Annotated in this window: 25 protein-coding genes and 1 tRNA gene; 18 read left to right on the top strand and 8 right to left on the bottom strand. The window is 60.2% G+C overall.

The window, feature by feature from the left end; all coding sequences use genetic code 11:
* The first annotated feature begins 10 nt into the window (after positions 1-10).
* From KI235_RS04285 to KI235_RS04205, 18 genes are all read left to right on the top strand, one after another.
* Entirely contained in the window at positions 11-934 is a 924-nt protein-coding gene (locus tag KI235_RS04285; protein ID WP_053183598.1) for a recombinase RecT, read from the top strand.
* Positions 931-1,698 (top strand): lambda exonuclease family protein, encoded by a 768-nt coding sequence (locus KI235_RS04280; RefSeq protein WP_212795531.1) that lies wholly within the window; start codon positions 931-933, stop codon positions 1,696-1,698. The genes KI235_RS04285 and KI235_RS04280 overlap by 4 nt, the downstream gene beginning before the upstream one ends.
* Positions 1,695-2,297, top strand: coding sequence for a hypothetical protein (locus KI235_RS04275; protein WP_212795530.1), 603 nt, complete (start codon positions 1,695-1,697; stop codon positions 2,295-2,297). Before KI235_RS04280 ends, KI235_RS04275 begins: the two co-directional genes overlap by 4 nt.
* Entirely contained in the window at positions 2,294-2,755 is a 462-nt protein-coding gene (locus tag KI235_RS04270; RefSeq protein ID WP_212795529.1) for a hypothetical protein, read from the top strand. Before KI235_RS04275 ends, KI235_RS04270 begins: the two co-directional genes overlap by 4 nt.
* Positions 2,756-2,830: 75 nt before the next feature.
* Entirely contained in the window at positions 2,831-3,142 is a 312-nt protein-coding gene (locus KI235_RS04265; RefSeq protein WP_212795528.1) for a hypothetical protein, read from the top strand.
* Between the two features lie 54 nt (positions 3,143-3,196).
* Positions 3,197-3,799 (top strand): DUF1566 domain-containing protein, encoded by a 603-nt coding sequence (locus KI235_RS04260; protein ID WP_212795527.1) that lies wholly within the window; start codon positions 3,197-3,199, stop codon positions 3,797-3,799.
* A 78-nt stretch (positions 3,800-3,877) separates the two neighbouring features.
* Positions 3,878-4,498: a DUF1566 domain-containing protein gene (locus KI235_RS04255; protein ID WP_212795526.1), complete on the top strand. Its 621-nt coding sequence runs from the start codon at positions 3,878-3,880 to the stop codon at positions 4,496-4,498.
* Positions 4,499-4,555: 57 nt separating this feature from the next.
* Positions 4,556-4,912: a four helix bundle protein gene (locus KI235_RS04250; RefSeq protein ID WP_212795525.1), complete on the top strand. Its 357-nt coding sequence runs from the start codon at positions 4,556-4,558 to the stop codon at positions 4,910-4,912.
* 370 nt (positions 4,913-5,282) lie between these two features.
* Positions 5,283-6,284 carry an RNA-directed DNA polymerase gene (locus KI235_RS04245; protein WP_212795524.1) on the top strand — a complete coding sequence of 334 codons (1,002 nt, stop codon included), beginning with the start codon at positions 5,283-5,285 and terminating at the stop codon, positions 6,282-6,284.
* A 40-nt stretch (positions 6,285-6,324) separates the two neighbouring features.
* A complete protein-coding gene (locus KI235_RS04240; protein WP_212795523.1) occupies positions 6,325-8,268 on the top strand; it encodes a DNA cytosine methyltransferase in 1,944 nt (647 codons plus the stop codon).
* A gap of 46 nt (positions 8,269-8,314) precedes the next feature.
* The gene (locus KI235_RS30590) at positions 8,315-8,440 is read left to right on the top strand and encodes a hypothetical protein (RefSeq protein WP_280527335.1); all 126 of its coding nucleotides are present in this window, start codon (positions 8,315-8,317) and stop codon (positions 8,438-8,440) included.
* 88 nt (positions 8,441-8,528) lie between these two features.
* Positions 8,529-8,948, top strand: a complete 420-nt coding sequence (locus KI235_RS04235) for a hypothetical protein (RefSeq protein WP_212795522.1) — start codon at positions 8,529-8,531, stop codon at positions 8,946-8,948.
* Positions 8,949-8,951: 3 nt separating this feature from the next.
* The gene (locus KI235_RS04230) at positions 8,952-10,049 is read left to right on the top strand and encodes a hypothetical protein (RefSeq protein WP_212795521.1); all 1,098 of its coding nucleotides are present in this window, start codon (positions 8,952-8,954) and stop codon (positions 10,047-10,049) included.
* Between the two features lie 51 nt (positions 10,050-10,100).
* On the top strand, positions 10,101-10,478 hold the full coding sequence (locus KI235_RS04225; protein WP_212795520.1) for an ASCH domain-containing protein: 378 nt from the start codon (positions 10,101-10,103) through the stop codon (positions 10,476-10,478).
* A gap of 49 nt (positions 10,479-10,527) precedes the next feature.
* Entirely contained in the window at positions 10,528-11,772 is a 1,245-nt protein-coding gene (locus tag KI235_RS04220) for a site-specific DNA-methyltransferase (protein WP_244864281.1), read from the top strand.
* 48 nt (positions 11,773-11,820) lie between these two features.
* Positions 11,821-12,045, top strand: a complete 225-nt coding sequence (locus tag KI235_RS04215) for a hypothetical protein (protein ID WP_212795519.1) — start codon at positions 11,821-11,823, stop codon at positions 12,043-12,045.
* 45 nt (positions 12,046-12,090) lie between these two features.
* Positions 12,091-12,246, top strand: a complete 156-nt coding sequence (locus tag KI235_RS04210; RefSeq protein ID WP_212795518.1) for a hypothetical protein — start codon at positions 12,091-12,093, stop codon at positions 12,244-12,246.
* 36 nt (positions 12,247-12,282) lie between these two features.
* Positions 12,283-12,531 carry an AlpA family transcriptional regulator gene (locus KI235_RS04205; protein WP_212795517.1) on the top strand — a complete coding sequence of 83 codons (249 nt, stop codon included), beginning with the start codon at positions 12,283-12,285 and terminating at the stop codon, positions 12,529-12,531.
* Here KI235_RS04205 and KI235_RS04200 read toward each other — a convergent pair.
* The 8 genes from KI235_RS04200 to nusA all read right to left on the bottom strand — a co-directional run bounded on the left by KI235_RS04200 (position 12,501) and on the right by nusA (position 22,301).
* Positions 12,501-13,712 (bottom strand): integrase arm-type DNA-binding domain-containing protein, encoded by a 1,212-nt coding sequence (locus tag KI235_RS04200; RefSeq protein WP_212795516.1) that lies wholly within the window; start codon positions 13,710-13,712, stop codon positions 12,501-12,503. The two genes, KI235_RS04205 and KI235_RS04200, sit on opposite strands and share 31 nt — an antisense overlap.
* 164 nt (positions 13,713-13,876) lie before the next feature.
* Positions 13,877-13,952 (bottom strand) — tRNA-Thr (locus KI235_RS04195).
* Positions 13,953-14,077: 125 nt separating this feature from the next.
* Positions 14,078-16,183 carry a polyribonucleotide nucleotidyltransferase gene (gene pnp, locus KI235_RS04190; RefSeq protein ID WP_003197725.1) on the bottom strand — a complete coding sequence of 702 codons (2,106 nt, stop codon included), beginning with the start codon at positions 16,181-16,183 and terminating at the stop codon, positions 14,078-14,080.
* A 194-nt stretch (positions 16,184-16,377) separates the two neighbouring features.
* A complete protein-coding gene (rpsO, locus tag KI235_RS04185) occupies positions 16,378-16,647 on the bottom strand; it encodes a 30S ribosomal protein S15 (RefSeq protein ID WP_003197723.1) in 270 nt (89 codons plus the stop codon).
* A gap of 143 nt (positions 16,648-16,790) precedes the next feature.
* Positions 16,791-17,708, bottom strand: a complete 918-nt coding sequence (truB, locus tag KI235_RS04180) for a tRNA pseudouridine(55) synthase TruB (protein ID WP_003197722.1) — start codon at positions 17,706-17,708, stop codon at positions 16,791-16,793.
* A gap of 3 nt (positions 17,709-17,711) precedes the next feature.
* On the bottom strand, positions 17,712-18,113 hold the full coding sequence (gene rbfA, locus KI235_RS04175) for a 30S ribosome-binding factor RbfA (protein ID WP_003177871.1): 402 nt from the start codon (positions 18,111-18,113) through the stop codon (positions 17,712-17,714).
* A gap of 159 nt (positions 18,114-18,272) precedes the next feature.
* Positions 18,273-20,792 carry a translation initiation factor IF-2 gene (gene infB, locus KI235_RS04170; protein ID WP_003197719.1) on the bottom strand — a complete coding sequence of 840 codons (2,520 nt, stop codon included), beginning with the start codon at positions 20,790-20,792 and terminating at the stop codon, positions 18,273-18,275.
* Positions 20,793-20,819: 27 nt separating this feature from the next.
* Positions 20,820-22,301 carry a transcription termination factor NusA gene (nusA, locus tag KI235_RS04165; protein WP_003197716.1) on the bottom strand — a complete coding sequence of 494 codons (1,482 nt, stop codon included), beginning with the start codon at positions 22,299-22,301 and terminating at the stop codon, positions 20,820-20,822.
* Positions 22,302-22,333: the final 32 nt, after the last annotated feature.

The following is a 22,333-nucleotide window of genomic DNA, read 5'->3' as shown; positions in this document are numbered from 1 at the left end:
GAGAACAGTCATGTCCAATGATCTGGCGCTCGTTACTGGCGATATCTACTCGTGCCGTGACGCCTTCCTGGCCGTTCAGGCCGAGCCAAGCCTGAACTTCGACCGCGAGGCGAACTTTGCCATCCAGATCCTGGAGGGCAACAGCTACACACTCAAGGTGGCCTTGCAGAACCGCCAAGCCGTGATCGATGCGGTAACCAACATCGCCTCCATCGGCCTGAGCCTCAACCCGGCGAAGAAGCAGGCCTACTTCGTCCCTCGCAAGGGCAAGATCTGCCTCGATATCTCCTACATGGGTCTGATGGACCTGGCGATGGCTACCGGCTCCGTGCGCTGGGGCCAGGCGAAGCTGGTCTACGAGAACGATGTGTTCGAGCTGAACGGTGTTGATCAGGCGCCGACGCATAAAACCAAGCCGTTCTCCACGGATAAGGGCCTGGTGGTTGGCGTCTATGTGGTCGTCAAGACTGCTGATGGCGATTACCTGACCCACCCCATGAGCATGAACGAGGTCATCGCCATCCGTGACCGCTCCGAGGCCTGGAAGGCCTACGTCAAGGACAACTCAAAGGTCTGCCCATGGGTAACCGACCCGGGAGAAATGACCAAGAAGACGTGCGTGAAGCAGGCCTACAAGTATTGGCCCAAGACGGAGCGCCTGGAAAAAGCCATCCACTATCTCAACACCGAGACGGACGAAGGCCTCAGCCAGATCAAGGACGTGCCACAGACCGATCCGGAAATGACGGATCGCTGGATAGAACAGGCCAAAGCTTGCAAGGCCCTGGACACTCTCCAGTCAACTTGGACCGAAGGCGTCAGCGCTTTCAAGAAGGCGAAAGACGTCGCTGGTTACGAGCTGTTCAAGTCGGCGGTCAACGCCAGAAAGTCCGAGCTGGAAGCTCCAGCCCCAACCGCAGGAGAGGCAGCATGATCCTCATCGAATGCGAACAGGGCAGCGCTCAGTGGCACCTGGCCCGGGCAGGCTGCATAACCGCCAGCATGTTCACCGTTGCCCGCTCCCGCGCTGGTGGCTTGGACGAGAAGCAGGCGATGTACGTCGCCGCTGTGCAGGCCGGGATGACCGATAGGGAAGCCATGGCCGAGGCTGGCTACAAGGCCGCGCCAAAGGCCGAGTCGGTGCGCCTGGCGCTGCTGGGTCAGCCAGTCGGCCAGCCTACCGAGGCTGCGCTCAATTACGCTTTCGCCCTGGCCGTTGAGCGCATCAGCGGCGAGCCACTTGATGGGGGCTTTGAAACCTGGCAGATGAAGCGCGGTCACGAACTGGAGCCAGAAGCGCGCATGGAGCACGAGATCCAGACCGGATTGATTGTTCAGCGTGCTGGCTTCGTCACCACGGATGACGGCGCGTTCGGCGCCAGTGCCGACGGCTTGATCGGCGAAGACGGCGGCAGTGAATACAAGTGCTTCCTGGCTCCGGACAAGCTGCGCGCCTTCCACATCGACAACGACGCCAGCGGCATCATGGATCAGGTCCAGGGCTGTATGTGGATCACTGGCCGTAAGTTCTGGCACGTCGGCATGTACTGCCCGGCGCTTGAGGTCGTTGGCCGCCAGCTCTGGTGGCAGGAATTCAAACGCGACGACGACTACATCGAAAAGCTCGAGGAAGACCTGTGGCAGTTCAAGCTGCTGGTGGACGACTACGAGCAGAAGCTGAGGAGTAAAGCGGCATGATCAGCACCGAACTCAGCATGATCCAGATGCTCAACCCGCAGCGCCATGAACTGGCTCTGCTCCAGGAGGCCTTCTTGAGAAAGGGCGGGACTATTGAGGTGCTGGAAGGGCCGACCTTCGAGCCGCCACCGCCAAGGCACGAACCACCGCCAAGTGTGAGGTCAGCCAAACCGAAGAAGGAGCCCCCCAAACAAAACTGGCTCGACAAGATGGCTCAGCGGGATATCGAGCGCGAAGAGCGCGCCGCCAAGCGCGAGCAGGAGAAGGCTGAACTGATGGAAAGGGTTCGCAAGCTGGCCGAGACAGCGACGTATATCCAGGCTGAGCTACAGACCGGCCTGGCGCGACGGACACTGCAGCGACTTGCTGTTGAGGGAGGCTTCAAGTTTCAGCCAGCAATCAACAACCGCAGGCCGCAGCGCGCCTCGGAGGCGGATGATCTGAAGAATGCCGAGCGAATCAGGGCTTTCAAGGAGATAGGCCTTTCGCGATATCAGGCCATTAAGCGGATTGGCGTCACCCACAAGACATTCAGCCGCCTCCTGCTGAAGTTCGAAATTGACTACCCCGTCCAAATGCTATCGCGGGGGTCTGAATGAGCAAGCGCAAGCCGTGCAATCGGCGAGTTCAAATCGAGCGCAGCATGCGCGCCCTGGTCAATACAAACCACGCCGCCGTGATCAACATCGACCCCAGTGGATTGCAGGTGATGATCAACTGGAAGAACGGCAAGCAGATCCTTTCAAAGCCGGTGTCTGACGCGCTCTGCGATGTCGCGCATCGCTGGACGATCTACATCGCCGGCATCTGCGTTCGCCAGGATGGCGCCCAGTACATCAAGTCAATCGACATAAGGCCGGATGGCGTCCACCTGGTGGAACGGCTTTCGGATGTCCTTGAGCACTTCTACGAAGAGGTGAAGGCCGACTGCAACCCGAATCACCGGATCGGCATGGGCTGGCTGGCCGTGCCCGGCGACACGCCAGTAACAGAGGCGCGATTGTCTGCGCTACTGGCTTCCGTCGGTGCCTGGGGCCAAGTCAAGGAAGCAGCGTGAGACGTTTCCGCACCCAACAACGCAAACGACATACCTGGCTGGCACTGCCGACCAGTGGAATAACGGAGGTCTGCCATGGCAGCAGCTCAGAAAGACCGGTCAGCAAAGACCGCGGCGAAGCGAAAGAGCCGCGGCGAGGAAGAGTTGCGGATGCATGCAATGGTCGGCACCCGCCAGGCCCTGGCCGACCTGATGGCCTGGCACGGTATTGAGGAACAGGGCGAGGCCATGACGCTGATGATTCACCGTCTGCATGGCCTGGGCCCGGCCGGGTCTGCCCCGTTCTTCGCTCTGCCGCGACACGAATACGTGATACCCGAAAACGTGTCGGCAAAACTGACCCTGGCGTATCAGCGCGAAGCCCTTCGCATCTGCCACGACGAATAACCAAAAAACGCCGATCCCCCGGTGACGGGCCTGGCGTCATCCTGAGGAAAACCAATGAAGCCCGAAATGATTACCCTGAAGCACGGCGACGCATCAATCAAGATGCCGGCCTCCTCCCTGGCAAAGCTGGCGATGGCAAGCGTGTTTGCGCAGGTGTTGCCACCGGCAGCGAATGTTCAGACTGTTGCGACCCCTGCTGTGCCAGCCATTGGAACCTACTGGCCGGGTCATGGCGGCATCAACGGTGGATTCGTTGCTGCTCGCGGCGATGTTCCGGCGCATTACTTGATCATCGCCAGGGACGATGTAGGAAGTCATGAGTGGGGCAATCGTGGCAAGGAGTCGGGAGCCACAAGCAAAACTGACGGACACGCCAACACGATTACGCTCCTGACGGATGAAGGCCATCCAGCGGCGGAAGCTGCTGACGGGTATGCCGCTGACGGGCATGAAGACTTCTATCTGCCTGCCGCTGCTGAGCTGTACCAGGGCTGGCTGAACTGCCCCGAGGTGTTCGCCCAGGACTGCTATTACTGGTCGAGTTCGCAGCGCTCCGCCGGCAACGCGTTCTACATGTACTTCGATGATGGCCTTCAGAGCTTCCTCGGCAAGTACGACGAGCTCCGCGTCCGCCCCGTCCGCAGATTCTTTATTTAATCCTTCATTCATCCGTTCTTGATCCGGCACCGGGGCGCAGCAGCGCCTTTTTTGTTGCCTTCGAAAAGAGGAAAGACCATGTCCGCAGCAGCTCAAGCAGCACCAGCAGTGACCATCCCGGAAATCGGCCAGGCCTACGGCGGCGGGTTCTTCTCCGGTATCACCCGCGACCCGGATACCGGCAAGCGTTACCTGAACATCACCGCCGGCGCCGAGCATGAACTGGTGGGTGCCTGGGGCAAGTACGGCGAGAAAATAGAGGGCGCCGACAGCTTCACGGACAGCCGGGCCAATACCGAGGCCATGGCCGCCTCTGGCAGCGAACTGGCACAGAAGGTATTGGTCCTGGACATCGGCGGCTTCACCGACTGGGCTATCCCCGCCCGCGATGTGCAGGAGCTGCAGTACCGCCACTTCAAGCCGACCACCGAAGAGAACTGGCAGTACGGGCGCAGCGGCGATAACCCGAACAGCGAGCCGGTTGGCCTGCTGTACACCGATGAGTCGCCGACCCAGACCGGCATCGAAGCCTTCCAGGAAGGTGGCCCTGAGGCGTTCCAGGATCGCGCCTACTGGTCGAGTTCGCAGCGCTCCGCCCACTACGCGTTCGGCATGGACTTCGATGTTGGCTTTCAGGTCATCTACGGCAAGGGCGTCGAGCTCCGCGTCCGCCCCGTCCGCAGCGAGCTTATTGATTAATTCGCTTATTTAATCCGGCCGCTTGCGGCCGGCGGCTGTAAATGGAGAAACACTGCAATGGGAATGCACACTGATCTGTCGATCTATACCGCCGCCATGGGCCTTCTGCACATGGCAACCAACCTGACCCGGAACATCCCTCGCGACCTGAAGCAATCGCTCGGCAAACGGGTGATCGATGAATGCATTGATGTCTTGATGCTGATCGCCCGGGCCAATGCAACGCGGGACAAACGCCCTCACCTGATCGTGCTGGTCGAGAAGGTCCAGGTGATCGAGTTCCTGATGCGGCTTTTCAAGGACAGCCGGTTTATTAGCGTCCCGCAGCATGCCAAGGCTATCGAGGTCACCACCTCAATTGGCAAACAGGCCAACGCCTGGAAACGCTCCACCCCAACCGCGCCCGCCATCTGAGAGCCACGGCTTTCAGGTCTGTGCGAATTGAATCTGGTCGTGCCGCTGACCTCTGGGTCACCGCCATGCGCACAAGAGATACCGCCGGTCTAAAGCGTCCGTGTAGGTCTCGCGCAGTTGCCTCGCTGATCGGCTCTGCCTTCGGCTTGGTGACGTAGATAGCACGATAGGTCGCAGCGCTCCGCCAACAACGCATTCAACATGAACTTCGATGATGGCAATCAGAACAACAACGACAAGAACAACGAGCTCCGCGTCCGCCCCGTCCGCAGATTCGAACGTTGGTCCATACCCGTTCAGCGATCTGGTCCAGGCCTATTACGACTGCCGACGCTCCAAGCGCAACAGCGACAGCGCGCTGGCTTTCGAAATGGACCTGGAGCGGAACCTGATCGAGCTGCACAACGACCTGACCGCCGGCACTTACCGGCCAGGCCGCTCCATTTGCTTCGTGGTCACCCGACCGAAAGCCCGGGAAGTCTGGGCGGCAGCCTTTCGGGACCGCGTCGTCCACCACCTGCTGTACAACCATGTGGCACCGCGCTTCTACGCCAGCTTCATAGCGGACAGTTGCGCATGCATCCCAGGGCGCGGCACGCTGTACGCCGCCCAGCGCCTTGAATCGAAGATCCGCAGCGCCAGCGAGAACTGGTCGAAGCCGATCTTCTACCTCAAGTGCGACCTGGCCAACTTCTTCGTCGCGATCGATAAGCAGGTGCTGCGCCAGCAATTGGCCAAGAAAATCACCGAGCCTTGGTGGTTGGCACTGGCCGAAACGATCCTGATGCACGACCCGCGCGAAGACTACGTGCTGCGCAGCGCGCCGCACCTGTTCAACCGAGTGCCTCAGCACAAGCGGCTCACCGCGCAGCCGGCGCATCTCGGCCTGCCGATCGGCAACCTGTCATCGCAGTTCTTCGCCAACGTCTATCTCGACGCGCTCGACCAGTTCGCCAAACACCAGCTCCGCGCCAAGCACTACGTCCGGTACGTCGATGACTTCGTGTTCCTGCATGAGTCGCCGCAACAACTCAACGCCTGGCTGGCAGAGGTGGAAGCCTTCCTGCCCAGCCTGGGCGCCAAGTTGAACCCGAAGAAAACGATTCTTCAAACTGTGGATCGCGGCGTCGACTTCGTCGGCCATGTCATCAAGCCCTGGCGGCGCACAACCAGGAAGCGGTCGTTGGCCCAGGCACTGAAGCGAACAGCCGCAGCGCCCGCCGAGGACCTGCGCGAAACCGCCAACAGCTACTTCGGCCTGCTCAGCCAGGCCAGCCACAGCGAGAAGGACCGGGGTGCCCTGGCTCGCGTCGTGTTGAAGCGCGGCCACGTCGTCAATGGTGCGCTGACCAAGACCTACCCGAAGAAGTAATCCCACAAACTCGAATCACGCCAACCGGCGAGGATCCCCTATGTCCGCACAACAGAAGAAACACCCATTCGATTTCAAAACCCAATACGGACTCGGCTTCAACCCTCAGGATGACGAGATCGTAGTCGACTTCTTCTGCGGTGGCGGCGGTGCCGGTACCGGGCTGGAAATGGGCCTGGGCCGAACGGTGAACGTGGCCAAAAACCACAGCCCGCAGGCCATCAGCATGCACACCGTGAATCACCCGGGCGCGGTGCACTACACCACGGATGTGTTCGACGGTGACCCAGACACCGAGTGCGGCGGCAAGGCAGTTGGCTGGTTCCACATGTCACCGGACTGCACGCACCACAGCCAGGCCGCCGGCGGCCAGCCGCGCAAGCGCGAGATCCGCAACCTGTCGTGGATCGGCCTCAAGTGGGCCGGCAAGAAAATGCCCCGCGTGATCAGCCTGGAGAACGTGAAGCAGATCCTTCAATGGGGTCCGCTGATCGCCAAGCGCTGCAAGGTTACCGGCCGCGTTGTGAAACTGGGCGGCGATATCGCTGAGCCTGGCGAGGTGGTTCCTGTCCACCAGCAGTTCCTGGTGCCTGACCCGAAACGCCGCGGGCAGACCTGGGCTGTGTTCGTCGCCGAGCTGAAGCGCCTGGGCTATGCCGTCGAATGGCGCGTGATCAAAGCCTGCGACTTCGGCGCCCCAACCAGCCGGGAACGCCTGTTCATGATTGCCCGGTGCGATGGCCAGCCGATCGTGTGGCCGGAGCCAACCCACGCGAAGAACCCGGTCAAAGGCCAGCAGAAGTGGAAGACCGCCGCCGACTGTATCGACTTCAGCGACCTGGGCAAAAGCATCTTCGGCCGTAAGAAGGACTTGGCGCCAGCCACCCTTCGACGCGTTGCCAAGGGCATGAAGAAGTTCGTCATCGACAACCCGGCGCCGTTCATTGTGCCCATCGCGAACTGGTCTGGGGAGGCAGTGCAATCGTCCGACGAACCTCTGCGAACCATTACCAGTTGGCCTCGCGGCGGCTCGTTCGCCATGGCAAGCCCCGTCATCGCACCCGCCACACACCAGGGAAGCGTCAGGGTTAACGACCCCATGGAGCCGCTACCCACCGTGACGTGCGCCAACCGCGGCGAGCTGACGCTGATCAGCCCAGTGATGGTCGGAGCGGGCGGCCCTGAATACAGCGGCAAGCCCACGACAGCCGATCAGCCAGCCGGAACGCTGATGACGCAGAACCATCGCGCGATCGCCGCGGCGCACCTTGTGAAGTTCAGATTCAACGACGCAGGCAAAGCGCTCGACGAACCGCTGCCGACCATCACCAGCGGCGGCAACTACCAGCGCCCTGCCGGCGCGGCTCACGCTATGGGGATATCCACGGTCTTCATGGCGCAGATGAACGGAGGCTTCAACACCACGTTTGCAAAGGGCATGGACGAGCCTCTGACCACGGTGACCAACACCGGCAGCCAGCAGCAGTTGGTGAGCGCCAGCCTAGCCACCCTGCGCCGGAACTGCATTGGTCGCGGAGTAGATGAGCCAGTACCGACCATGACCGCCGGCGCTGAGCATCATGCATTGCTGCATTACAAGCTGTCGCCAGAGCATGAAGACGGCGCCCTTCGCGTCGCGGCCTTCCTGATCAGCTACTACGGCACCGAGAACATCAGCGCTTGCGATGCGCCATTGCCGACGATCACCACCAAGGATCGCTTGGCTATGGTCACAGTGATGGTCAAGGGCACGCCGTATGTCATCGTCGACATCTGCCTGCGCATGCTGAAGCCATCCGAGCTGTACAAGGCCCAGGGCTTCCCCGCCGACTACGTCATCAGCCACGGCGCCGACGGCAAGCCATTCACCAAGACCCAGCAGGTTCACATGTGCGGCAACAGCGTCAGCCCGCCGCCGATGGCAGCACTCGCCCGGGCAAACGATCCATGGCGCGCAGCAGAGCGTCAGGCCGAAGCCGCATAACTCCCCCACTCCACCGCCCGGGCATGCCCCGGCAAGGAAAATCATCGTGATCCGCCAATACCGATTCAGCGAGCTCATGGCCCGCCTGACCAGCGAGCAGTGGACGGTCATCCAGGATGATCGAGGCAATTACCTGTTTATGCATTCTGCCTACAAGGGCCGGAGGTTGTGATGGAGTGGTTCTTTGCGGGCTGGGTACTCATCAATTTACTGATCGCCGCCGGCCTGTGCGTGGCGAGCGTCAAGCCCCAGGAGGGTGTATGGAAAGCGTGAAGCGTATAAGCGTGTTATGGCCTGTCGGGCCGTATGGCTATGGAAGAGAGCAGGTAGTCCTGGCCTCTGAATTCGACCGCGTGTCCGCCGAGAACCTGGCCCTACAGCAGCGCCTCACGGTGCAGGATCAGCGGGAGGACGATTTGAAGGGATTGCTTGCGGTACGTGATGACCTGCTGCAGTCGATCAGCTGTCTCGGGGTGTTCGGCCTTTTACACGACGACCTGAAGAACAGGATCAAGGCCTGCGTGCGCGAAAGCCAGTCCGCGCAGCTACGAGCAGCCCTCAACCCCGCCTCCGAGGCTGAGCCTAACTGCTTGCTTTGCCTCGATAAGAAAACCGTACCCGGCAACATCCACGGCGGTTTCGTAAAAGACTGCCCAGACTGCTGCGGCGAAGAGGGTTAAGCCATGACCAATAAAACAATCAATCTGGACCACGCTGCAGCCGAGCGCATCGCCGCTACTATCGACCAAGGCGCACTGTTCTATCCTGAGGACCTGGAGGCGTTGCGCGCCGCCCTCGCTAACCCTGTGCCGCCTGCTGGCGGGGTACGCGTTGGGCTTGCTGATCTGATGCGAGAAGCCCAAACAATTGTCGAAAGCAAGTGCATTTGGAAGCGGTTCATTGACGGGACTCCCTTGTCAAACGACATTAGCGTGTGGATGGCTGAATTTGCCCGGGATCACGTCGAGCTGTTACAAGCTGAACTTGCCAATGCTCTGGAAGAGCTCGATACCCTCAAAGACGCGGTACACCACGCACTGGACGATTCCGAAGAAGACGCCCAGACCGGTCAAGTTACGCTATACCGCACGGACTTCGATAAGCTCATCGATCTCGTTCCCGAGGAATGGCACGAACAGCACCACAACCAATCCGCGCCAGCCGACAAGGGTCGCGGTGATTTGCAAGGCGGCTGGGTGACTATCTCTAAAGATGTAAAAAGCTTTCTACCGGCAGGGGTTGACCGGGTAAGCATGATGGGCGTGACAATTCACGGGAATGGTTCTCAAAATCCTGTCACGCAAACCATGAATGGTGTGATCGTTAACTTGGACGGTTACACGTTGTATGCGCCAGGGGCGAAGCACGCGCCAGCCCTGATCGAAACCCTCCGCGCCAACGGTGACCGCATCGCAATGGAGGCTACCATCGCCCAGCAGGCACAGAGGATTGCGGACTTGGAAGCAGGCAAGGGCCAGGTCGAGCCGGTGGCGTGGATGTACCGCCGCGAGGGTGGCGAGTGCCTGGGCCAGTTGGTACAGATGGAAAGCGACAACCTAAAAGACGTAAGGGAGGGAAAGGTGGTCGAGGGGCTTCGGATACTTTGGCCTCGCGAAGATTACATCGACTGGAAGCCGCTCTACGCCGAGCAGCCCGCGCCGGTAGCGGTGGTGCTGCCTGAGCGCATGGATCCGTTGAAACTGAACAAGGAGTATTGGTACTGCGTTGGCTGGAACGCCTGCCTCGACGAAATAGCCCACCTAAACCCAATCAAGCAGTAACCCCTCCCCCTTCAAAGTCAGCCGCTATAGCGGCAAGGAAAAGTGTTGCCGATGAAAGCCCTATCCATTCGCCAGCCCTGGGCCTGGCTGATCATCCACGGCGGCAAGGACGTCGAAAACCGGACCTGGCACACGAAGCACCGTGGCCGATTCCTGGTTCACGCTGCCCAAGGCATGACCCGTGGCGAGTACAACTCGGCGAGCTGGGTTGCTGGCCCGCTCGGCGTCAACCTTCCGCGTTTTGAAGAGCTGCAGCGCGGTGGCATCGTCGGCTCGGTTGACCTGGTCGATAGCCTCAATACCAGCGAATCGCCATGGTACATGGGCGAGAAGGCGCTTGTCCTGCGCGACCCGGAGCCACTGCCCTTCACGCCGTGCAAGGGCCAGCTCGGTTTCTTCGAGATCCCTGACGAACTGGTGACGCCATGATCCTCCCCCTGCTCTACATGGCCTGGCTCATATACAGGGGGCCGAGGCCATGACAGAACAACACCGCATACTAGTCGGCGACTGCATCGACATGATGCGGACCTTGCCGGATCAGTCAGTGCAGTGCTGCGTTACCAGCCCGCCCTACTATGGGTTGCGGGACTACGGGGTCGACGGCCAGATTGGCCTGGAGGAAACGCCGGCCGAGTTCATCACCCGCCTGGTCGAAGTGTTCCGGGAAGTGCGCCGAGTGCTTCGTGACGACGGTACCGCCTGGGTGAACATGGGTGACAGTTACGCCGGAAGCTGGGGTGCGCACGGGCGCGATGACATGGGCGTCGGAGTCTCAACGATCAGCCAGCGCCAGGTGATGGCCTCGCAACGGAAGTCGAAAGCCACCACTCATGCCGAGTACAAGCCGAAGGACCTGATGGGCATGCCGTGGCGCCTGGCCTTCGCCCTACAGGATGATGGCTGGTATCTGCGACAGGACATCATCTGGCACAAGCCAAACCCGATGCCTGAGTCGACGCGGGACCGGTGCACCAAGGCCCATGAGTATCTGTTCTTGCTCAGCAAGTCGCGTCGGTACCACTACGACAGCGATGCGATTCGGGAGCCCGCCAATCTCACTGGCAAAGGCAGTGCCAATGGATTCAGGGGCGGCGCCTATGTCAACGGCGCCACCTTCGACAACGCGGAAGGCGGCAAGCGCACCTCGACGGGAAACACGGTGCCGCCGAACAACGGAGTCGGCTGGGGTCATGGTACCGATGCAAAGGCCCGCAACCGGTCAAGAGTTACGGTACCGACCGGCTGGGATACCTCAACCGGCGACGGTGGCCACGGCGCTTTTCACAAGGACGGCGCCGAGCGCTCCAGGCGCGACAGTTTCAAGCGCGATGACTCGAAGCGAGAGCAAACGATTCCAGGCCAGGCCAAAGGTACGCACCGGCCTGACCGCGAGGAAAGCTCGTGGGACATCGAGACACGCAACAAGCGCAGCGTGTGGACAGTAGCGACACATGCGTTCAAGGAGGCCCACTTCGCCACCTTCCCGCCCGATCTGATAAGGCCCTGCATTCTGGCCGGGGCCCCCCGCGGCGGCGTGGTGCTCGACCCGTTCGGCGGCGCCGGTACCACGGCGGTGGTCGCCATGCAGGAGGGTCGCAAGTCGATCCTCTGCGAACTCAATCCGGAATACGCCGCCATGGCTGAGCGCCGGATCGCGGCGGCCTGGCTCGACGGCGCAGCACAGATGGACGTGTTTCACGATTCAGCACCAGCGGCTTAACCCCAATACACCTACAGCCTGCCGGTGAACGGCGGGCGAGGAATTCCTATGTCAGCAAAAAAGCTGTTTGAAGTTCTGATCAGCGCCCTGCTGTACCTGCTCATCACGCTGCTCTGGTTCGTCTACGCGATGCCGGAAATGGTCGAGCAGGGCTCGGACGCTGCCCTGATCACCGCCGGCTTCGGCTCGATGGTCTGGCTCGCCGCCACCAGCTGTATCGTCATCTACATCATCGAGAAGGCCATCCCCATCATCCAGAAGGCGCGCCCGTAGCGGGGTCGCCACGTCACTGCCGCCGAGCGCGGCCAGGATCGCACCGTGACCATCACCAAAATCATCAAAGGCCCACACCGCTTCGGCGGCTATTGGTGGGTCATCGCCGACTGCGGCGGCATCAAGCAGCACATGTCCTTCCGCACAGAACAACAGGCACGCCAGGTTGCCGTTGGGCAGGACAGCGTGACACTTCACTAAAAATTTATTCCGACAACGGCATGGAGAGGTAATCCTATGAACACCGCACGCAACGACGACCCGCAGGATGCGCCGGTCGAATACATGAGGCTACCCAAGGTCATTGAGCTGGTAGGCCTGAGCCAAAGCACCATCTACGACATGGCCAGTGATGGCCGCTTCCCAAAACAGGTAAAGCTGGGCGGCCGGGCCGTAGCCTGGGTGAAGTCCGAGGTTCTGCAATGGAATAGAGACAAGCTGGTGGCGGCTCGCGGTCAGTCGCCGGACTCCAACGAATCTAGGTAATCGGCCCAGTCCTGCATCATCCCCCGCCTCTGCTCCACAAACTCAGCATGGTTGTACGAGTCGCCTATGTGTGACAGCTGAGCGTCGATCCACTTTTCGTTATATCCCTTCTCATTCAAGGCGGTTGATATCGTGGCGCGGATCCCGTGGCCCGTGAGCCTGCCCTTGTATCCCATGCGTGAAATAGCTGCGTTGACTGTGGCATTGCTTATTGGCTTGCGCGGGTCATTGCGACCCGCGATAAGCAAGCGGTAGCCCCCGGTCATCTGGTGCACGCGCTTCGCCTCTTCCACTGCCTGCCGCGAAAGCGGGACCAGGTATGCAGGAATCTCCCCGCTTTGCGTCCTTACCCTCTTCTGCAGTTGCTTCACAACCCCCGCCGGTATCGCCCACAGTGCATTGTCGAAATCGAATTGATCGACGGTCGCGGTGCGCAGCTCGATCGTACGTACGCCCGTCAACAGCAGCAGCCTGATAGCGCTGCGCACGTAACTAGCGCAACTGTCATTGCGCAGCGTCCTGAGAAAGTCTTTCAGTTCATGCATCTTCAAGAAGGGGTTGTGCTGCACCGGCGGCTCCGGCATGGCGACGATGTCCAGGTCGGAGGCAGGGTTGATATCTATCAGGCCCTCGGCCATCCCGTACCGGAATATCTCGTTGAGCCAGGAACGGCACTTCTTGGCTGAGTTCAGGGCCCCGCGCCTCTCGATCCGGCGCATAGCCCTCAGCACGTCCGCCCGCTTGATCTGGTCCAACGGATATTTCCCGATCTCCGGGATCAAGTCCTTTTCCAGATAGAGCCTGGACTGTACGGCGGCCCCCTTCATGGACTTTGCCCAGCGCGGGACCTTGAAGGCGTGCCAGCGGTTCGCCACGGCCTCAAAGGTATTCTCATGCCGCACGGCTGCCTCTGCCTTCGCCTGCCGGCGCTCAATGCGTGGATCGATACCTTTGGCTACCAGTGCCCGCGACTGGTCCCGCCGCTCCCTGGCATCGCGCAGGCCGATCTCTGGGTAGGTGCCGAGGGATATCCGCGCCTGCTTGCCATGCCAGGAAAACCGGAAGTGCCACGCCTTGGTTCCGTTGGTGGCGATGTGCAGGGAAAGCCCGCTGCCATCCGTGATGGTGTACGCCTTGTCTGCCGGCTTGGCCTGGCGAACTGCTGTGTCCGTGAGGGGCATTTAGTACATCACCTTGTCACTCGAAATTAAGATGTGCTGGATGATGTACTATTTCTTCTCGGAACGTACAGGTATTGCTCGGAACTCATCGGAACTAAAAAGCCGCCATGGCCGGCGGCTTGTCGGTGTTTGCGGAACCCATTGGGATCTGCTGGAAGTATGTTTGGTGCCCGAGACAGGAATCGAACCTGCGACCTTCGCGTTACGAGTGCGCTGCTCTACCGACTGAGCTACACGGGCGGTGGCTAAACCTAGCATCGTCCCCTGTGGCCAGGCAACCCGCGACACAGGGATTTTCACCACACAGCAAAACGCCCCGAACCAGTCGGGGCGTTTGCTTGTTCAGCGGTCAGGCGAAGGGGTGATTAAACGCCCGATGCCTTGGCTGCTGCGACGTCCTTGATGGACAGCTTGATACGGCCGCGGTTGTCCACGTCCAGTACCAGCACTTCCACTTCCTGGCCTTCTTTGAGGATGTCGGTCACTTTCTCGACGCGAGCATCGCTCAGCATGGAGATGTGAACCAGACCGTCCTTGCCCGGCAGGATGTTGACGAACGCGCCGAAGTCGACGATGCGCTCAACCTTGCCGACGTAGATCTTGCCGATCTCGGCTTCTGCGGTGATACCCAGGACGCGCTGGCGTGCTGCTTCTGCCGCTTCCTTGGTTTCGCCGAAGATCTTGATCGAACCGTCGTCTTCGATGTCGATCGAAGCCTTGGTTTCTTCACAGATCGCACGGATGGTCGCGCCGCCTTTACCGATGACATCACGGATTTTGTCGGTGTCGATTTTCATCGCGATCATGGTCGGAGCGTTTTCCGACAGTTCGGTACGGGACTGACCGATGATCTGGTTCATCTGACCGAGGATGTTCAGGCGCGCTTCCAGGGCCTGGCCCAGGGCGATTTCCATGATCTCTTCGGTGATGCCCTTGATCTTGATGTCCATCTGCAGTGCGGTGACGCCTTTGGCGGTACCGGCCACTTTGAAGTCCATGTCGCCCAAGTGGTCTTCGTCACCCAGGATGTCGGTCAGGACGGCGAATTTCTCGCCCTCTTTGACCAGACCCATGGCGATACCGGCAACCGGAGCCTTCATCGGCACACCGGCGTCCATCAGGGCCAGGGAAGCGCCGCAGACCGAAGCCATCGAGCTCGAACCGTTGGACTCGGTGATTTCCGATACCACGCGGATGGTGTACGGGAACACGTCAGCGGCAGGCAGCATGGCCTGGACCGAACGACGGGCCAGACGGCCGTGACCGATTTCGCGGCGACCGGCGCCACCCATGCGACCACACTCGCCCACCGAGAACGGAGGGAAGTTGTAGTGCAGCATGAACGGGTCTTTCTTCTCGCCTTCCAGGGTGTCCAGCAGTTGCGCGTCACGGGCGGTGCCCAATGTTGCAACGACCAGCGCCTGGGTTTCGCCACGGGTGAACAGTGCCGAACCGTGGGTCTTTGGCAGAACGCCGACTTCGATGTTCAGCGGACGTACGGTACGGGTGTCGCGACCGTCGATACGCGGCTTGCCGTTGACGATGTTTTCGCGAACGGTGCGGTATTCGATTTCACCGAAAGCGGCCTTGACGTCGCTGGCCGATGGCTGGCCTTCTTCGCCGGACAGCTTGGCAACGACCTGGTCTTTCAGCTCGCCCAGGCGCGCATAACGGTCGGCCTTGACGGTGATGGTGTAGGCCTGGGAGATCGCTTCGCCGAACTCGGCACGGATCGCGCCCAGCAGCTCGGTGGCTTCGGCTTGCGGAGCCCAGGTCCAGGTTGGCTTGGCGGCTTCGGCGGCCAGTTCCTTGACGGCGTTGATCACCACCTGGAACTCGTCGTGGGCGAACAGCACGGCGCCCAGCATCTGGTCTTCGGTCAGCTCTTTGGCTTCGGATTCAACCATCAGCACGGCTTCGGAAGTACCGGCCACGACCATGTCCAGGCTCGAAGCCTTCAGTTGCTCGTAGGTCGGGTTCAGCAGGTAGCCGGTGCTTTCGTGGAACGCAACGCGGGCAGCACCGATCGGGCCATCGAAAGGAATGCCGGAGATCGCCAGGGCAGCCGAGGTACCGATCATCGCAGCGATGTCCGGATCGGTTTTCTTGCTGGTGGAGACGACGGTGCAGACAACCTGCACTTCGTTCATGAAGCCTTCTGGGAACAGCGGACGGATCGGACGGTCGATCAGTCGGGAAGTCAGGGTTTCTTTCTCGGAAGGACGGCCTTCGCGCTTGAAGAAACCGCCAGGGATCTTACCGGCAGCGTAAGTCTTTTCCTGGTAGTGAACAGACAGAGGGAAGAAGCCCTTGCCTGGATCGGCTTGCTTGGCACCGACAACGGTCACCAATACGCTGACGTCGTCGTCAACGGTGACCAGCACTGCGCCGGAGGCCTGACGGGCGATACGGCCAGTCTCGAGGGTAACGGTCGACTGACCGAACTGGAATTTTTTGATTACCGGGTTCACGGTGTCCTACCTTCTTTGTGGCTCTTGGGGAACTTGTCTTCTTGCGAAATTCTTGGGCAATGGCGGGAATCGGCCCGACGTCTGTCCAGGGTAAAACGTGTATCCAGATAAAACTTGAGGCTGGGAGCCTGCCATGCGCCAGCGGGAAACCCACTGACGTACGACAGACCACCAACCTCTAGCGCAATCGCTGATTAGCGACGCAGACCCAGGCGAGCGATCAGAGCGCTGTAACGGCTCACGTCCTTGCCTTTCAGGTAGTCCAGCAGCTTACGACGCTGGTTTACCATGCGGATCAGACCACGACGGGAGTGGTGATCTTTACCGTTGGCCTTGAAGTGACCTTGCAGTTTGTTGATGTTGTGGGTCAGCAGTGCAACTTGCACTTCTGGCGAACCAGTGTCACCAACAGCTTGCTGGTAGTCAGCTACGATTTGAGCTTTTTCTTGAACGTCGAGAGCCATGAGGCAATCCTTTTAGTCAGGAAACTGTTTCAAGGAAACAGCTTCAACAGGCCAGGGACAAATCCCTGTATCTATAAATGAGTAGTGACCGTGCCTGTTAACAGCCACACTCGCCAACCTGCTGTTACGCAGGCTGGTTCCGGTCATTCCGACCGAATCAGTCGACGCGGCGCAATACGCCCGTCTTCGCTCACTTCACCGATACCGATGAAGCGACCGTTATGATCCTGCACCCGGACCATGCCGAACTTCGGCGCATCCGGGGCACGTACCGGCTGGCCGTTGAGCCAGTAGAACGCACTGTGTTCCGAGAACTGCAACAGCGGCCAATCCAGCAAGCCGCTGTCCGATGGCATCAGGAAACGGTCGACCGCTTCGTTGCCGCCTTCGGCATGTACCGCTTCAAGCTCTTCCAGCGTGACCGTCTGGGCCAACGTGAAAGGCCCGGCCTGGGTCCGTCGCAATTCTGCCACGTACGCGCCACAGCCGAGCTGTTCACCAATATCCTCCACCAGGGTCCGGATATAGGTGCCCTTGCTGCAATCCACGGCCAGCCGCGCAGTATTACCGTCAAAGGCCAGCAATTCCAAGCGCGCAATAGTAACAGAACGCGGCTCGCGCTCCACTACTTCGCCTGCCCGGGCCAGTTTATACAAGGGCTGGCCATCACGCTTCAGAGCCGAGTACATCGGCGGTATCTGACTGATTTGCCCACGAAAAGCTGGCAGCACGGCTTCGATATCAGCCTGACCAACGGTCACCGGGCGCTCGAGCAAAACCTCACCTTCGGCATCCGCCGTGGTGGTGGTCTTGCCCAGTTGCGCCAGGGTTTCATAGCCCTTGTCGGAATCGAGCAGGTACTGGGAAAATTTGGTCGCCTCGCCAAAGCACAGCGGCAGCACGCCGGTGGCCAGCGGATCGAGGCTACCGGTATGCCCGGCCTTTTCGGCATTGAGCAGCCAGCGAACCTTCTGCAACGCCGCGTTGGACGTGAACCCCAGCGGCTTGTCGAGCAGGATGATACCGCTGACGTTACGACGGATACGTTTGACCTGAGCCACCGATTACTCCTTGGTGTCTTCGGGTTCAGCCGCAACCGGATGCTGGCTGTCTTCAGCCACGGCGCGTTCGATCAGGGCCGACAGATGCGCACCACGCACGACGCTTTCGTCATAGTGGAAGTGCAGCTGTGGGACGCTGCGCAGCTTCATCTCCCGGGCCAGCTGCATACGCAGGAAGCCGGCGGCCGAGTTGAGCACCTTGATGCTCTGGGCGATTTCTTCGGCGCTATCCTGGCCCATCACGGTGATGAAAATCTTGGCATGACCGACGTCACGACTGACTTCCACTGCGGTAATGGTGACCAGGCCGACGCGCGGGTCTTTGACTTCGCGACGGATCAGTTGGGCCAGCTCACGCTGCATCTGATCGCCGATTCGTTGGGTACGGCTGTATTCTTTTGCCATGTCTTGTTACCTGTTACTGCCCCACGGTGAAACCCGCGAGGTCTGAAAGCGGCAAACGCCCGGCCTGGCAAAAGCCAGACCGGGCGTTGCGTTTAGAGTCTGCCAACGAAGCAGCGCATGTTAATGCGGCTACCCGGTGCAGCTCTTGAAGTGCGCGAGTCAGAGGCTGCGAGCAACCTGGACCTTCTCGAAGACTTCGATCTTGTCGCCGACCTTGACGTCGTTGTAGCTCTTGACGCCAATACCGCATTCCATGCCGGCACGTACTTCGGAAGCGTCATCCTTGAAGCGGCGCAGGGATTCCAGCTCGCCTTCGAAGATCACGATGTCTTCACGCAGTACACGGATCGGACGGTTACGGTGAACAACACCCTCGATCACCATGCAACCGGCGATGGCACCAAACTTCGGCGAACGGAACACGTCGCGAACTTCGGCCACACCCAGGATGTTCTCCCGGACGTCGCTGCCCAGCATACCGGTCAACGCTTTCTTGACGTCTTCGATGATGTCGTAGATCACGTTGTAGTAACGCATATCCAGGCCTTCCTGCTCGACGATCTTGCGAGCGCCGGCATCGGCGCGCACGTTGAAGCCGAACAGTACAGCGTTGGAGGCCAGAGCCAGGTTGGCGTCGGATTCGGTGATACCACCGACACCGCCACCGACCACACGCACTTGCACTTCGTCGTTACCCAGGCCATTCAAGGCGCCGTTCAACGCTTCCAGCGAGCCACGGACGTCGGATTTGAGGACGATGTTGAGCGTCTTCTTCTCTTCCTGACCCATGTTCTCGAAGATGTTTTCCAGCTTGCCAGCGTGAGCACGAGCCAGTTTGACTTCGCGGAACTTGCCTTGACGGAACAGAGCCACTTCACGGGCTTTCTTCTCGTCAGCCACAACGCTCATCTCGTCGCCAGCATCCGGGGTGCCGTCCAGGCCGAGGATCTCGACCGGGATAGCGGGACCTGCTTCCTTGATGGACTTGCCGTTCTCGTCGAGCATGGCACGTACACGGCCGTAGTTCGAACCGACCAGCACCATGTCGCCTTGGCGCAGGGTACCGTCTTGAACCAGGACGGTCGCAACCGGGCCACGGCCCTTGTCGAGGCGCGATTCAACGACCACACCACGGCCTGGAGCCGAAGGCGTAGCGGTCAGTTCCAGAACCTCGGCCTGCAACAGAACGGCTTCGAGCAGTTCGTCAACGCCGGTACCCATCTTCGCCGAGACCGGAACGAATGGAGTGTCGCCACCCCACTCTTCGGAGGTCACGCCGTGGACCGACAGTTCGCTGCGGATGCGATCGAGATCGGCGCCCGGCTTGTCGATCTTGTTCACCGCAACCACCAGCGGCACGCCAGCTGCCTTGGCATGCTGAACGGCTTCGATGGTTTGCGGCATCACGCCGTCGTCCGCTGCAACCACCAGGATCACGATGTCGGTCGCCTTGGCACCACGGGCACGCATCGCGGTAAACGCGGCGTGACCCGGGGTGTCGAGGAACGTCACCATGCCGCGGTCGGTTTCAACGTGGTAAGCGCCGATGTGCTGGGTAATGCCGCCAGCCTCACCTGCCGCAACCTTCGCACGACGAATATAGTCGAGCAGGGACGTTTTACCGTGGTCAACGTGACCCATGACGGTCACGACCGGAGCACGGGAAACCGCCTCACCTTCAAACTTCAGGGACTCGGCCAGGGAATCTTCCAGGGCGGTGTCGCTGACCAGGGTCACTTTGTGGCCCAGCTCTTCAGCAACCAGTTGGGCAGTTTCCTGGTCCAGTACCTGGTTGATGGTGGCTGGCGTACCCAGCTTGAACATGAACTTGATGATTTCAGCAGCCTTGACCGACATCTGCTGGGCCAGATCGCCCACAGTGATGGTCTCGCCGATCTTCACTTCACGCACGACAGGGCCGGTAGGGCTCTGGAAACCGTGGGCGTTGCGCTTCTTCAGCTTGGCCTTGCCGCGACCGCCACGACGGAAGCCATCGCTTTCCTCGTCGGTGGTACGTGGTGCAACGCGTGGCGCTGGTGCCTTTTCCTTGACCGAAGCACGATGAGGCGCGTTCTTGCGCTCGCCATCGCCACTGCCACGACGGTTGTCGTCGGCACGTGGTTTGTCCGGACGACGCTGTTCGTCGCGCTTGCGAGTATCGGCTGGAGCCGCAGCCGCAGCCACGACTGGAGCAGCTTCGCGCACAGGTTCGGCTACCGGGGCAACAGCCTCGACGGCTTCTACCGGAGCAGCTTGCGCAGCAGCAGGCTGGCGACGCGCTTCTTCTTCGGCGCGACGCTTGGCTTCTTCTTCAGCCTTCTGACGAGCAGCATTTTCTACTGCGCGACGTTCTTCCTGTTCGCGTTTGCGCTCGGCTTCGATTTCTTCCGGGCTGCGCTGTACGAAGACTTTCTTCTTGCGTACTTCAACGCTGATGCTTTTGCTACCGGCAACACGCAGGGTGCTGGTGGTTTTACGCTGCAGAGTGATCTTGCGCGGTTCTTCCACTTTCGCCTTGTGACTGCTCTTCAGGTGAGTCAGCAGGGACTGCTTCTCACTGTCGGTCACATGTTCCTCGGCGGCGGTGTGCGGCAGACCTGCCTCACGCATCTGCTGCAACAGGCGCTCTACCGGTGTTTTGACCTCATCGGCCAGTTGTTTCACCGTGACTTGCGTCATGCACTTCTCTCCTCAGGCCGCGCCTAATTACTCGAACCAGTGGGCTCGGGCGGCCATGATCAACTTGCCGGCACGATCATCGTCAATGCCGTCGATGTCGAGCAGATCGTCAATAGACTGCTCGGCCAGGTCTTCGCGGGTAATTACGCCGCGCACCGCCAGTTCCATCGCCAAATCCTTGTCCATGCCCTCAAGCGAGAGCAGGTCTTCGGCCGGATGGGCGTCTGCCAGCTTTTCCTCAGTAGCGATGGCTTTGGTCAACAAACGATCCTTGGCCCGAGCGCGAAGCTCGTTGACGATCTCCTCGTCAAAGCCGTCGATGTTGAGCATTTCCTCCACCGGTACGTAGGCAATCTCTTCCAGGCTGGTAAAGCCTTCATCCACCAGCACCTGCGCCAGCTCTTCATCGACTTCAAGCTCGTCGATGAAGTTGCGCAGGATGTCGCCGGTTTCAGCTTGCTGTTTAGCCTGGATGTCCGATTCGGTCATCACGTTCAGGGTCCAGCCAGTCAACTGGCTGGCCAGACGCACGTTCTGACCACCGCGACCGATGGCCTGAGCCAGATTGTCTGCGCCAACGGCGATGTCCATGGCGTGGGCATCTTCGTCGACGATAATTGCCGCCACTTCAGCAGGCGACATGGCATTGATCACGAACTGAGCCGGGTTGTCGTCCCACAGGACGATGTCCACGCGCTCGCCGCCCAACTCGCCGGATACGGCCTGGACACGCGAACCACGCATGCCGATGCAGGCGCCTTGCGGGTCGATGCGCTTGTCCTTGGAGCGGACCGCGATCTTGGCACGCGATCCCGGATCACGGGAGGCGGCCATGACTTCGATCAGGCCTTCAGCAATTTCCGGCACTTCGATGCGGAACAACTCGATCAGCATTTCCGGCGCGGTACGCGACAGGATCAGCTGCGGGCCGCGGTTCTCGGTGCGGATTTCCTTGAGCAGCGCACGCAAACGCACGCCAACCCGGAAAGTTTCGCGAGAGATGATGTCTTCGCGAGCCAGCAACGCTTCGGCGTTGTTGCCCAGGTCGACGATCACGTTGTCGCGGGTCACTTTTTTCACGGTGCCGGAGATGATTTCCCCCAGGCGCTCGCGATAAGCGTCGACGACTTGCGCGCGCTCGGCTTCGCGAACTTTCTGCACAATAACCTGCTTGGCAGTCTGTGCAGCGATGCGACCGAACTCGATGGACTCGATTTTTTCTTCTACTACATCACCAACCTTGGCGCCCGGATGCGTTTCTGCAACCTTGCTCGGCCAGGTTTCGATAGCCGGATCATCCAGGTCGGCTTCCTCGACCACCGTCCAGCGACGGAAAGTCTCGTAGGCACCGGTGTGGCGATTGATTTCCACACGCAAATCAACTTCGTCTTCAAACCGCTTCTTGGTAGCAGTGGCCAGAGCCAGCTCCAGCGCTTCAAAAATAACGTTAGCCGGTACGCCCTTTTCATTGGATACCGACTCAACAACCAGCAGTACTTCTTTGCTCATCGTACGCCTCGCCTTTCGCAAGCCATTGGATC

This window comes from Pseudomonas sp. St386 (assembly GCF_018325865.1).
GTDB lineage: Bacteria > Pseudomonadota > Gammaproteobacteria > Pseudomonadales > Pseudomonadaceae > Aquipseudomonas > Aquipseudomonas brassicacearum.
This window is presented reverse-complemented; position numbering and strand designations above follow the sequence as displayed.